11 protein-coding genes are annotated in these 12,435 nt (G+C 66.0%); 6 read left to right on the forward strand and 5 right to left on the reverse strand.

Annotated features, from left to right (window positions below):
* Positions 1–41: 41 nt before the first annotated feature.
* From PVZ78_RS24550 to PVZ78_RS24570, 5 genes are all read left to right on the forward strand, one after another.
* Positions 42–530, forward strand: coding sequence for an Lrp/AsnC family transcriptional regulator (locus tag PVZ78_RS24550; RefSeq protein ID WP_009049164.1), 489 nt, complete (start codon positions 42–44; stop codon positions 528–530).
* A 434-nt stretch (positions 531–964) separates the two neighbouring features.
* A complete protein-coding gene (locus PVZ78_RS24555; RefSeq protein ID WP_241191494.1) occupies positions 965–1,747 on the forward strand; it encodes a DUF4198 domain-containing protein in 783 nt (260 codons plus the stop codon).
* A 78-nt stretch (positions 1,748–1,825) separates the two neighbouring features.
* Positions 1,826–3,031: a DUF1624 domain-containing protein gene (locus tag PVZ78_RS24560; protein WP_038632625.1), complete on the forward strand. Its 1,206-nt coding sequence runs from the start codon at positions 1,826–1,828 to the stop codon at positions 3,029–3,031.
* Between the two features lie 81 nt (positions 3,032–3,112).
* Complete coding sequence (locus PVZ78_RS24565) at positions 3,113–4,456, forward strand: OprD family porin (protein ID WP_028684081.1); 1,344 nt, start codon at positions 3,113–3,115, stop codon at positions 4,454–4,456.
* 205 nt (positions 4,457–4,661) lie between these two features.
* On the forward strand, positions 4,662–5,918 hold the full coding sequence (locus PVZ78_RS24570) for a T6SS phospholipase effector Tle1-like catalytic domain-containing protein (protein WP_273829405.1): 1,257 nt from the start codon (positions 4,662–4,664) through the stop codon (positions 5,916–5,918).
* A 14-nt stretch (positions 5,919–5,932) separates the two neighbouring features.
* Here the strand turns inward: PVZ78_RS24570 and PVZ78_RS24575 are convergent, their stop codons facing one another.
* The 4 genes from PVZ78_RS24575 to PVZ78_RS24590 are packed head-to-tail and all read right to left on the reverse strand — an operon-like array spanning position 5,933 to position 10,591.
* The gene (locus tag PVZ78_RS24575; protein ID WP_009049159.1) at positions 5,933–6,385 is read right to left on the reverse strand and encodes a response regulator; all 453 of its coding nucleotides are present in this window, start codon (positions 6,383–6,385) and stop codon (positions 5,933–5,935) included.
* Positions 6,382–8,739, reverse strand: coding sequence for an ATP-binding protein (locus PVZ78_RS24580; protein WP_273829406.1), 2,358 nt, complete (start codon positions 8,737–8,739; stop codon positions 6,382–6,384). Before PVZ78_RS24580 ends, PVZ78_RS24575 begins: the two co-directional genes overlap by 4 nt.
* Complete coding sequence (locus PVZ78_RS24585) at positions 8,736–9,410, reverse strand: response regulator (RefSeq protein ID WP_009049157.1); 675 nt, start codon at positions 9,408–9,410, stop codon at positions 8,736–8,738. The genes PVZ78_RS24580 and PVZ78_RS24585 overlap by 4 nt, the downstream gene beginning before the upstream one ends.
* A complete protein-coding gene (locus PVZ78_RS24590) occupies positions 9,407–10,591 on the reverse strand; it encodes a sensor histidine kinase (protein ID WP_038632621.1) in 1,185 nt (394 codons plus the stop codon). The genes PVZ78_RS24585 and PVZ78_RS24590 overlap by 4 nt, the downstream gene beginning before the upstream one ends.
* Before the next feature lie 170 nt (positions 10,592–10,761).
* On the opposite strand from PVZ78_RS24590, the gene PVZ78_RS24595 reads away from it, so the two are divergent.
* Positions 10,762–11,286, forward strand: a complete 525-nt coding sequence (locus PVZ78_RS24595; protein WP_009049155.1) for an SgcJ/EcaC family oxidoreductase — start codon at positions 10,762–10,764, stop codon at positions 11,284–11,286.
* A gap of 135 nt (positions 11,287–11,421) precedes the next feature.
* Here the strand turns inward: PVZ78_RS24595 and PVZ78_RS24600 are convergent, their stop codons facing one another.
* Entirely contained in the window at positions 11,422–12,426 is a 1,005-nt protein-coding gene (locus PVZ78_RS24600; RefSeq protein WP_016705170.1) for an AraC family transcriptional regulator, read from the reverse strand.
* Positions 12,427–12,435: the final 9 nt, after the last annotated feature.

Below are 12,435 nucleotides of genomic sequence, written 5' to 3' on the forward strand. Positions count from 1 at the left end.
TTGCTTGTCGATTGCATCCCACAGCAATCAAGAGGTAAACGATGGAAGGTTTAGTCAAACTGGACCGTATTGATATCAACATCTTGGTTGAGCTGCAAAAAGACGGACGCATGACCAATGTCAGCCTCGCCGACGCCGTGGGGTTGTCGGCCAGTCCGTGTCTGCAGCGGGTCAAGCGCCTGGAATCGGCCGGCTACATTTCCAGCTACAAGGCACACCTGAACCTGGCCAAGATCACCGACTCGGTCACGGTGTTCACCGAGATCACCCTGAGCGACCACAAGCGCGAGGACTTCGCCAAGTTCGAGTCCAATATCCGCCTGGTGGACGAGGTGCTGGAGTGCCATCTGATCAGCGGCGGCTACGACTATCTGGTGCGGTTCATGACCCGCAGCATCCAGCATTACCAGGAGGTGGTGGAAAGCCTGCTGGACAAAAACATCGGTATCTCGAAGTACTTCAGCTACATCGTCATCAAGTCGCCGGTCCTCAAAGACGGCGTGCCCCTGCGTAAATTATTGCGCCACTGACTCGTTCTTCTCTCAAAGTGAAATGTTATCTGATAACATTTTGCCGTCTGATCAATCACTCATGCGCGCGCCTCTCACCGGGCGCGCTTGCGTCTGGGCCGGCCATTTTGCCTGGCCGGTGAGTGCACAGCGGGTTGCGCGCAAGCAAGCGACACCGGCCATGCAGGCCTCGCGTGCACCCCGATCGGACAATCCACGCACCGCTTACCCCTGGATGCTTCAGCCTGGCGCACACCGCATAAATCGCTGTTTGCCTGGAGAAAACAGCAGGCAACGGGCTTGTGCCGCGGCAAATCGGAACAAAGCACAGAACGGCCTGCGCTGTAATGCCAGCCAGTGGTAGGTGCGCATCGTCGCCCCGGGAAGTTCAACGCCATCAGAGCGGGGGCGGCGATTCGTTGAATGAGAGCACAAAGGAGCGCAACACGATGCGAATGAGCACGGCAAACACCTTGATAGGGCTGGGCGCGCTGATGCTGGCCAGCGGTACCCAGGCTCACCAGATCTGGTACGAACACACGCCGGGGCAGCCCCTGACGCTGTATTACGGCGAGTACGACAAGAACATGCTGGAAGTGACCCCCGGTGGCCTCGATCGCTTCCGCCAGCTCAAGGGCTGGTCGGCGGCGAATCCGCTGCCGGCCCCGGCATTGGGTCTGAGTCTGGGCCTGCAACGCCAGTCGTTCAGCGTTGACCATCAGCCCAGGGCCGATGAAAGCCTGCTGGCGCAGGACTCGCAGTATCCGCTCTTCGACCTGCATGAAGGCGGCAAGACCCTCAAGACTCATTGGACGCCCGCCACCCGCTGGGTCGGCGACCTGCGCGCGCGCCAGCCGGAACTGGCGCTGGACATCGTCCCCACCGGCGTGGCCGCCGCGGGCAAGGCGCAGTTCCAGGTGTTCTATGAACTCAAGCCGCTGGCCGCCCAGGAAGTGATCCTGGAAACCGGCTCCGGCGAGGTCTTCACCCAGACCAGCGACCAGGACGGCAAGGTCAGCTTCGCGCTGCCGTGGCAGGGCACCTATGTGGTGGCCGCCGAATACAAGGACCGCACCCCGGGCACTCGCCAGGGCCCGGACAGCCAGGCCGAGGCCTACGACCTCAAGAGCTTCAGTTCCACGCTGTCGTTCCACCAGCCACAGGGCAAGCCGCCGTTGCCACGGGCGCCTGCAACGCTGCCGGCCTCGGAAGTCGCGCGCTTGAAAAAGCAATCCTGACCCGCTGCCCCGACCCCTGTGCCGTGTCGGCGACAGGGGGTTGCCCAGGCTTAACGACCTTCAACATGAGTGACTGATATGACCCTTTCTACTGGATTGGCAGGGCAGGCGGGCGTTGCGTCCCCTGCGCTGGCGGGCAGCGTGGCCAAGGCCAATACGCGGATGCTGGCGATCGATGCCCTGCGCGGCTTCGTCATGCTGTGCATGCTGGTGGACCACGTGCGCGAGACCTTCCTCCTGCATCGCCAGGTCACCGACCCGATCGACGCCCTGAGCGTGACCCCGGACCTGTATTTCACCCGCCTGCTCAGCGAGATCTGCGCGCCGGTGTTCATCTTCCTCACCGGCCTGTCGGCCTGGCTCTACAGCCAGAAACACAGCCTCGGGGAAACCTCGGTGTTCCTGCTCAAGCGCGGCCTGTTCCTGGTGTTCCTCGAACTGACCTTCGTGTGTTTTGCCTGGAACGCCGAGTTCCCGCCCAAGACCCTGTGGCTGCAGGTGATCTGGTGCATCGGCATCTGCATGATCGTGCTGGCCGGCCTGCTGCACTTCAAACGCGGCTGGCTGATCGTCCTGGGGGTGGCCATAGTCGCCGGGCACAACCTGCTGGATGACGTGGTGGTGGGCCCCGAGTCGCCGTTCTTCGTGCCCTGGTCGATCCTGCACCAGCGGGTGTTCATCGACATCACCGAGTTCACCCGGGCCCGCACCACGTACCCGGTGCTGCCGTGGATCGGGGTGATCCTGCTGGGCTGGGCCATCGGCCCGTGGTTCGGCAAGGACATGCAACCGGCGGCGCGGATTTCGCGGTTGCTCAAGGTCGGCGTCGGCCTGCTGGTGGCCTTCGTGTTCATTCGCTACCTGAACGTCTACGGCGAGAAGCCCTGGGTCCAGACCGGCGATGCGCTGCGCACCTTCATGAGCTTCATGAGCGCCAAGAAATACCCGCCGTCGCTGATGTTCCTGATGCCGACCCTGGGCCTGGGGCTGATCCTCCTGGCGTACTTCGAGAGGGTCCAGGAACGCTGGTCGACCGCGCAACTGGCGATCTACGGCGGCGCGCCGATGTTCTTCTACCTGCTGCACCTGTACGTGCTCAAGGCCATGTACCTGGTGGCCGTGGCCATCTGGGGCGCCAACCAGGGCACTTACTACGGCTTCGACAACCTGTCCGGGGTCTGGCTGTGGAGCCTGATCCTCGGCGTGCTGCTGTTCTTCCCGACACGCTGGTTCGCAGGCCTCAAGCAGCGTCGCCGCGATATCGCGATCCTCAAATACCTCTGAGTTGGGGTCCCGGTGGTGCGCCCGTACAGCGGCGCACTGCCTGATATCGCCCGCCATTTATCGATTTTCGGGAGTTCGACAGTGAAGACCTTGACCCGACACACCCTGCTGTTGGCATTGGGAGGCCAGAGCCTGCTCGCGCTGGCCGCGGAGCAGGACAATGCCAAGGGTTTTATCGAAGACAGCCAGTGGAGCCTGTTCAACCGCAGCCTCTACGACCGTCGCGACTATGAGCACGGTTCCTTGAGCAACGGCGCGCGCAATGCCTACAAACCCCGCGCCGAACGCAGCGACCTGGCGCAGGAGTGGGCTTACGGCCTGATGGCCGACTACAGCTCCGGTTTCACCCAGGGCACGCTCGGCTTCGGCCTGGATGCCCACGTCTATTCCGGCTGGAAACTCGACAGCGGCGGTGGCCGGGCCGGCAAGGCGCGGCTGCTGGGAGTGGACAACGACGGCCATCCCAAGGATGAATTCAGCCGTGGCGGCGCGGTGGCCAAGCTGCGTTTTTCCTCCACCGAACTGCGCTACGGCGAGCAGCGGGTCAAGACCCCGGTGTTCGGTTCCTCCGACAGCCGCCTGCTGCCCGAGACCGCCACCGGCTGGTTCCTCACCAGCCGCGAACTGAGCAATACCACGCTGTACGGCGGCCACTTCAACGAAAGCACCGACCGTAACGCCAGCAGCCACGACCAGGGTTTCGTGGTCAATTATTCCAACGGCAAGCAGGGCGACAGCTTCGACCTGATCGGCGTGCGCAACACCTCGATCAAGGGCCTCAACGCCAGCCTGTTCAGCGCCTTGTACGAAGACACCTGGCGCCAGCAGTACCTTGGCGCGCTCTACAACCTGCCGCTGAGCCAGGGCCAGGACCTGACGTTCGATTTCAACCTGTACCGCACCCAGGACACCGGCAAGGCCCTGTCCGGGCGCATCGACAACACCACCTGGAGCCTGATGTCGACCTACAGGAGCGGCGCCCACAGCTTTGGCCTGGGCTACCAGAAGGTCGACGGCGACACGCCTTACGACTACGTCACCCGCGGCGCGATCCTGCTCAGTAACGCGGTGGCCCTGTCGGACTTCAACGCCCCTGAAGAAGCCTCCTGGCAGGCCCGCTACGACCTCAACATGGCCGGCTACCAGGTTCCCGGCCTGACTTTCAGTGCCCTGTATGTGCGCGGCAGCGGCATCGACGGCAGCCACATGGACCCGCGCGGCGGCTACGCCTGGCTGGGCTACGGCGAAGGCGGCAAGCACTGGGAGCGCGACCTGCAGGCCAAGTACGTGGTGCAGTCCGGGCCGGCGAAAAACCTCGCCGTCACCCTGCGCCACGCCGTGCACCGCGGCAACAAGGCCCAGGCCGAACTGGATGCCGACCAGCTGCGGCTGGCGATCGAGTATCCGTTGGGCGGCAGGTTCTAGCGCCCAGGCAAGGCTTGTCGGTGACCAGCCCCTCCCGGTGGAGGGGTTTTTATGGCCGGGCGCCGTTAATGCTGCTATGCCTTGGATAGCCCTTCAGGCTTTACCGCAGCAGTTGTCATGACACGGACGTAGGGTGACACCGGTCCTCGCCTGGCCGACTGGCCGCGCGGGAACCTCACTTGACGACTCTCGAGGGAACCAGGTCGTGGACAACACAAGGATCAAGGCGCGCCAGCTGATTGTTTGCATCGACGGCACCAACAACCGTTTCAGTGACGAGCCGACCAACGTGGTCCGGCTGTTTCGCTCGCTGCCCAAGGACAGCGAAACGCTGCTGGCCTATTACGACCAGGGCGTGGGCACCTTCGGGCTCAGCGAAACCCTGTTCGAATGGCAGAAGGTGCCGTCGCGCATCGCCGGGCTGATGTTCGGCTGGGGTATCAAGCGCAACGTGCTCAATGCCTATCGCTTCCTGATGGAGAACTACAGGGACGGCGACCAGATCTTCCTTTTCGGTTTCTCCCGCGGCTCCTACGCGGTGCGGGTGCTGGCGGCGCTGCTGTATACCATTGGCCTGTTGCCGGCCCATCAGGTCCAGTTGATGGACTTTGCCTGGTCACTGCTGACCACTCGCCAGCGATCCGCTGATAATTCCAAACCGAATCGCCAACGGGCCATGAGTTACACCTGGTGGCGCATGAGCGCGGATAAAAAGCCGGACTTCGACTTGATGGAGGCGTTCAAGGGCAGCTTTGCCCGGAAGGTGAGCATTCACTTTCTCGGGCTGTTCGACACCGTGAGTTCGGTGGGCTGGGTGTATGACCCGCTGATCGTTCCCTACACCCGCAGGAACGAGGACGTGAAGATCATCCGCCATGCGGTGTCCCTGGACGAGCGCCGCAGCTTTTTCCGCCAGAACCTCTGGACAGAGGACAAGAACGTGAACCTGAAGCAGGTCTGGTTCGCCGGCGTGCATGCCGATATTGGTGGCGGTTACCCGGTCGGCGAGTCGCAACTGGCGTTGATTGCCTTGCGCTGGATGATCGGCGAGTGCCTGGAGGCCGGGTTGAGCATCGATGTCGAGGCCTGTCGCGCTGAACTCTATCCAGCCTCTGTGCTACAGGATCCGCTGGCCCAGGCCCACAATTCCCTGACCCGCAACTGGCTGATCGCCGAGTGGGTGCCGCGCCTGGTCTGGAACCCGAAGACCCACAAGCGAACCCGTGAGTACGGTTCGATGCCGCCGTTCGGCAAAGCCCGGTCGCGGGAGATTCCCACCCCTGAAAACGGACAGAAAATCCGGGTCCATGCCTCAGTGGCCGCTCGGCTGAAGGGGCCGCTGAACAGCGACCAGCCGTGGGGCAGCCAACTGAGCTACCAGCCGCAAAACCTGCCGGACATCGATTCCGAGTCGATCGAGCAGGTGGGCGACTCGCCGAGGCTGGATGAGTACAACCTCTAGGGTCGACAGCCCACTCACTGCCGATGCCGGCGCAGCAGCTCGATCTGCTGCGCCGGTACCTGCTGGCGCAGGGCTTTGTACAGGGCGCGGGTTTCCAGCAGGTTCCAGATCCGCAGCAGGGTTTCCAGGGCGTCCAGCGGCTTGCTGATGAAGTCGCGGGCGCCCAGGGCCAGGGCCCGCAGGCGGGTGTCGCGGGTGGCGTCGGCGGTCAGCACCAGGATCGGCAGGTAGTCGTCGGCCGGGATCCGCCGGTTGAGCTGTTCGAGCACGGCGAAGCCATCGAACTCGGGCATGTGCAGGTCGAGGATCACCAGGTCCGGCTCGAAGCTGTTGAACAGGTCCAGGGTGCGCAGCGGCTGGGTGCTGCTCAGCACGTTGTGCAGGCCTTCGCGGGCCAGCAGCTGCTCCATCAGGTCGAGGTTGGGGCGCTGGTCGTCGATGATCAGGATGCGCAAATCGTGGTTCATGCGGGCTCCGGTAGATGTTGCTCAAGGTGGGCGAGAAACGCCGGGATATGAATGGGCTTGGTCAGGATCGCCGTGGCCCCGGCCTGCAGCAGGGCGCGGTGGGTCAGGGCGCTGGCGTCGGCGGTGATCATCAGCACCGGGGTGCTGGCGGTGCTCGGCGACTCCCGCAGCCGGCGCAGCACCTCCAGGCCCGCAAGGTCCGGCAGGCTGACGTCCAGCAGGATCAGTTGCGGCGCATGTTGACGCGCCAGGTCCAGGCCCATCTGGCCCTGCATGCTCGACAGCAGGCGAATGCCGGGGCGGCGTTGCAGCAGGGTTTCGATCAGCGCCAGGCTCGACAGGTTGTCTTCGATGCACAGCACCTGGCCACGGTATTCCACGGTCTCGACCCGGGCCGGCAGCACCGACACCGATTGCTCCAGCGCCTGCTGCTCCAGGGCCTGCTGTTCCAGGGGGCGGTGCGCGCCGGCCGCGGCCACCTGGACAAACGGCAGTTGCAAGGTAAAGCAGCAACCCTGGCCCGGCGTGCTGTGGACCCGCAGGCTGCCGTCCATCATTTCCAGCAGGCTCTTGCTCAGGGCCAGGCCCAGGCCGGTGCCTTCCACCCGCGGGTCGGCACCCAGGCGTTCGAAGGGCCGGAACAGCTGGTCCAGGCGCTCCAGGGGAATGCCGGCGCCGGTGTCGCTGACCGCCACCTCGACCCGCGGGCCCAGGACCTTGACCGCGATCCGCACCTGGCCCTGGGGCCGGTTGTACTTGATGGCGTTGGACAGCAGGTTGAGCAGCACCTGGATCAGCCGCTGGCGGTCGGCGATCACCCCGCTGTGTTCGCTCAGCGCGGGCAGGGCAGCGAGCTGGATGCCAGCGTCGGTGGCCATTGGCGAGACCAGGGTCAGGGCCTCGTGCAGCGCCGAGGCCAGGGCGATCGGCTCGACAGTCAGCGGCAAGTGCCCGGCCTCGATGCGGGCGATGTCCAGCACCTCGTTGATCAGGGTCAGCAGGTGCTGGCCGGCGCGCAGGATATGCCCGACCTGGGGCCGCTGGCCGCTGGGCGAGTCCATGTCCAGCAACTGGGCGAAACCGAGGATGGCATTGAGCGGGGTGCGCAGTTCGTGGCTCATGCGCGAGAGGAATTCGCTCTTGGCGCGGCTGGCGCTTTCGGCTTCTTCGCGGGCGGTGCGCAGGGCGATTTCCGCGGCGCGGCGGTCGGTGATGTCGCGGGTGATCTTCGAGAAGCCGCGCAACGCGCCGCTGGCATCGTACTGCGCGGTGATCACCACGCTGGCCCAGAAGCGGCTGCCGTCCTTGCGGCAGCGCCAGGCCTCTTCCATGTAATGGCCGTCGCGGGTGGCCTCGCGCAGGGCCATGTCCGGGTGCGCCGGGCATTCTTCCGCCAGGTAGAACAGCGAGAAGTGTCGGCCGAGGATTTCCTGCTCGCGGTAGCCCTTGATCCGCTCGGCGCCGGCGTTCCAGGTGGTGACCCGGCCCTGGGTGTCGAGGGCGAAGATCCCGTAGTCCTTGACCCCGTCGATGATCAGCCGCAGGCGCTCTTCGTTGTCGCGCAGGGCCCGCTCGCGCTCGGCCAGCAGTTGCCCGGCCTCCACCAGGCGGGTGCCGAGCTGGCCGATCTCGTCCTGTTCCGGGGCCTGCGGGCGCAGCGGTTGGCCGAGGGCCAGGCGCTGGGCGTTGCCTTGCACCTGCTGCACCCGGGCGACGATGCCCTTGGACAAGAACAGCACCGCGACAATCGCCCCGAACAGGCCGCAGAGCGCCGCCAGCAGCGTGGCCATCAGCAGGCGCATGCGGGTCGCCGAGGCCGCGGCGCTGCGCTCGGCGAGCAAGCCGTCTTCGCGGATGCGCATGGCGCTGATCTGCTCGCGCAGCACGTCCAGCACCTGTTTGTTCTCGATCAGGATCGCCGTGATGCTGGCGCTGTCATCGGGCCGGCCGTTGCGCAGGGCGACCAGGCCGTCGAGCTTGTGGCCGATCAGCGGGGCGATGGCCTTGAGGTGATCGCGCATGCGCGCATCGCGAATGTTGCTGTCCAGCCGTTGCAGCGCGGCCTGGATCAGCGGCTGGGCGCGCTCGTAGCTGGGCAGGAAGTCTTCGCGGCGGGTCAGCAGGTAGCCGCGCACGCTGGCCGCCGCTTCGGCCAGCAGGGTGTGCACGGTCTGGATATCGCCCTGCACCAGCAGCACCCGGCGCACGTCTTCCTCGGCGCGGGCGGTCTGGCGTTCGGTGATGTAGATCAGCACCAGCGACAGCAGCAGGATCACCAGCGGCAGGGAGATCACCACCAGCGCCTTGCTGCGCAGGGGCAGGTCGAGCCAATGCCGGCTCGCCAGCAGCCTCATGGCCAGTCTCCCGCGGGCTGCGCCACCAGCCCCAGGGCGATGCCACGCACCGCGGCCTGGGTCCGGTCCGCCGCGCCGAGCTTGCCGATCACCCGCTCCACATGGGCCTTGGCGGTGCCGGTGGTGATGCCGAGCTTTTCGCCGATCTCGCGGTTGCTGAAACCGCCGGCCACCAGCCCCAGCACCTGGCGTTCGCGGGCGGTCAGGGCGACGACTTGGGTGCCGCCGTTGCCGCCGGCGTTGCGTTCGGCCATGCGCCGCAGCAGCCGGGCGCTGACTGTGCTGTTGAGGGCTTCCTCGCCCTGGGCCACCCGTTGCAGGGCGCCGAGCACTTCGCTGCGGCTGGCGTCCTTGAGCAGGTAGCCGACCGCGCCGGCGGCAATCGCCGCTTCCAGGTGATCGGGGCTGTCGTCCATGGTGAAGATCACCACCTTGATCGCCGGTTGCCGCTGTTGCAGCAGGCGCGCCGCGCCCAGGCCGTTGAGCAGCGGCATGCGGATGTCGAGGATGGCGATGTCCGGTTGCAGGCGCTCGCACAGCTCGAGGGCTTCCTGGCCATCGCGGGCCTGGCCGACCACCTCGAATTCCGGGTGGCCGGCGAGCAGGGCGACAAAGCCGGTGCGGGTGACTTCATGGTCGTCAGCCAGCACCAGGCGCAGGGCAGGGCTCATGGGTGTTCTCCAACTGTGGGCAGCGGCACCCGGGCTTGCAGGCGGGTGCCATCGCCAGGGGTGCTGTGCCAGGACAGCTCGCCGCCCAGCAGGCTGGCGCGCTCCTGCATCGCCGCCAGCCCCAGGTGCTGGCCGCCGCAGCTGGACAGCGGGCTGTCCAGGGCAAAGCCGACGCCGTTGTCTGCCAGCGTCAGCCGGGCCTGGCCATCGGCCAGTTGCAGGCTCAACTCGGCGCGGCTGGCCCGGGCATGCTTGAGGATGTTGTTGATGCCTTCCTGGGCGATGCGGAACAGGGCGATCTCGCTGGCACCCGGCAGGCGTGCGCCGGACTGTTGCTGCCAGTGCACTTCGATGCCAGCGTCGCGCAGGCGGTCGGCTTCCTTGTCGATGGCCTTGTACAGGCCAAAGTCGTCCAGCACGTTGGGGCGCAGGCCGCCGATCAACTGCCGGCCCTCGCCGACGCAACCCTGGGCCAGGGTCAGGATGGTTTGCAGTTCGCTGTGCAGTTCTTGCGGCAATGTCGGACAGCGTCCGGCAAAACCTTGCAGGCGCTGGTGCAGCCCGGCCAGGGTTTGCGCGAGGCCGTCGTGCAGGTCGTAGGCCACGCGCTTGCGTTCGTCCTCCTGGGCGCTGAACAGCCGGTGCACCAGCTCCGACATGGTCCGTTCCCGGGCTTGCAGGGCTTGGAGCAAGCGCTGGTTTTCCAGGTGCGCGGCCAACAGGGTGGCCAGCAGTTGCAGGGATTCCAGGTCCTCGCTGTCGGGCGCGGCCAGGGCCACGCTGTTGGCCAGCAGCAGCGCGCCGAAGGCCTGGCCGTCGGCGCCGGGCAGGGGAATGCGCAGCACCTGGGGCAGGGCGGCATCGGTCTGCGGCAGCCATTCGGGGTGCAGGGTCGCAGACTTGGCCAACGGGTGCAGGGCAGCCAGGCGTTCGCTGCTGCCATGCTGGGCGGTGGCCCGGGGCGGCTGGGCGGCGTGCCATTCCAGCAGCAGGCCGTGGTCCATCGCCATAAAGGCACAGGCCCGTTGCAGGGCGCGCTGGCGCATGGCCGCGGGCGGCAACTGGGTCAGTTCCTGGCCGGTGTCCACCAACAGGCGCAGGCGCGCCGCGCGGCTTTGCGACTGGCGATACTGGCTGCGAATGGCCAGGGCGCTGCCGGGGTCGTGAGTCGGGCTTTGCATGAAAAACAGGCTCCAGCGTGAAGGGCGTGCGCTCGCGAGCAGGCATTAGACCTGCTTGCCGGCTGTGGGCCTATCTGCCGAATGGCATAGGCCGCCGGCACCGGTTGGCCGATGGCGAGGTTGTGCCGGGTGGGCAAAGTGGGCGCATTGAAACCCACTGGAGCCTTCCGATGAAACTGCCAACCCCCGCCATTGCCCTGTTGCTGGCCCTGACCGCGCCCCTGGCCCAGGCCCTGGACGCCACGCCTTATGTGTACCGCACCGTCGCCGCGCAGCCGCAGAGCCAGGGCGACCGGGAGATCGCCGGCCTGTTCGATCGCTGGAACGCGGCCCTGCAAACCGGCAGCGCAAAAAACGTAACCAGTCTTTACGCCGCCGACGCGATCCTTCAGCCAACCGTATCGAATCAGGTGCGCACCACCCCGGCGCAGATCCAGGATTACTTCGAGCATTTCCTCGCGGGCAAGCCGGTGGGCCAGATCAACTACCGGGAAATCCGCCACCTGGGCCCGGACGCGGCCATGGACAGCGGCGTCTACACCTTCACCCTGCACGAAGCCGGTGGCGCGACCCGCCAGGTGCAGGCGCGCTACACCTTCCTCTACGAGCGCATCGACGGCCAGTGGAAGATCCTCAACCACCACTCTTCGGCCATGCCCCAGGCGCAGCCGCCATTGCAGGCCAGCCATCGCTGAATCCTGCCCCCCCTGTAGGAGCGAGCTTGCTCGCGATGGACTCAAGAGCGCCGCGTTCATCCAGTCGGTACGCGCAATCGTTAACGTCCATCGCGAGCAAGCTCGCTCCTACAGTTTTTGTTTGGTCGTTTGTGTTCAGCCTTCCTGGCGATAACGCCCCGGGGTCATGCCGAACCAGCGGCGGCAGGCCTTGTGAAAGCTGCTCTGGTCGCGAAAGCCGAGCAGGGCGCCGATGTACTTGACGCTGCGCGCCGAGTTGCGCAGGAAACTGTGGGCGAGCATCAGCCGTGCCTCGTCGAGCAGGGCCGAGAAGTGCATGTCCTCGCTGCCCAGGCGCCGTTGCAGGCTGCGGCTGCTGACCCCCACCAACTGCGCGATATGCCGCAGGTCGCTGGGCCCGCCCTGGGCCAGGCGTTCGGACAGTACCCGCCTTACCTGCGCGGTCATCGAGCCATCGAGCAGCAGCTTGAGGCGACTGCGCGCGTATTCCATGTGCAGCACGTCCAGGGCCGGGTCGGCGCTGGGCAGGGCGGTCGCGCAATCGCGCGGGCTGAAGCTCAGGCTGTTGTAGGGCGCGTCGAACTGCAGGTTGGGCCCCAGCAGGCGCTCCAGGGCACGGGTGTCCGCCGGCCGCGGGTAGGTGAAGCTCGCCGCCAGCGGTTGCGGCTTGCGCCCGGGCAGTAGCCAGTGCACCAGGCCCAGGGTCTGCGCGGCGCCGGCATCGATGAAGGCCCGCGGCACCAGGCCCGGTTCGAGGGCGAGGTCGAAGCCGATCAGGGTGACGGCCTGGGGGCTGCGCTCCAGGCACAGGTAAAAGCCGTTGCTGACCAGCGAGTGATAGTCCACCAGGCGTTGCAGCGCGGTGTCCAGGGTGGCGCCGGACATCAGCGCATAGCCGAGCACTTCCAGGTTGGCCGGGTGGGCCTTGGTGTACGCCAGCAGGCCGAGGTCCGGGTTGCCGCAGAGGTGCACGGCGTCCTGCAGCACCGCGTAGACCAGCTCCAGCCTGACGCCCGTGGGGTTTTCACAGGCCTCCTGGTGGCTGCTGCCGTGGCGCTTGAGCAAGGCCTCGACCTTGACGCCGGCATCGGTCAGGACATCGGCAAGCACCCGGAAACTGGTGCCGGTCATTCTGTGCATAGTACTTCC

The sequence above is a fragment of the Pseudomonas sp. SBT1-2 genome, assembly GCF_028640875.1.
Taxonomy (GTDB): domain Bacteria; phylum Pseudomonadota; class Gammaproteobacteria; order Pseudomonadales; family Pseudomonadaceae; genus Aquipseudomonas; species Aquipseudomonas chlororaphis_I.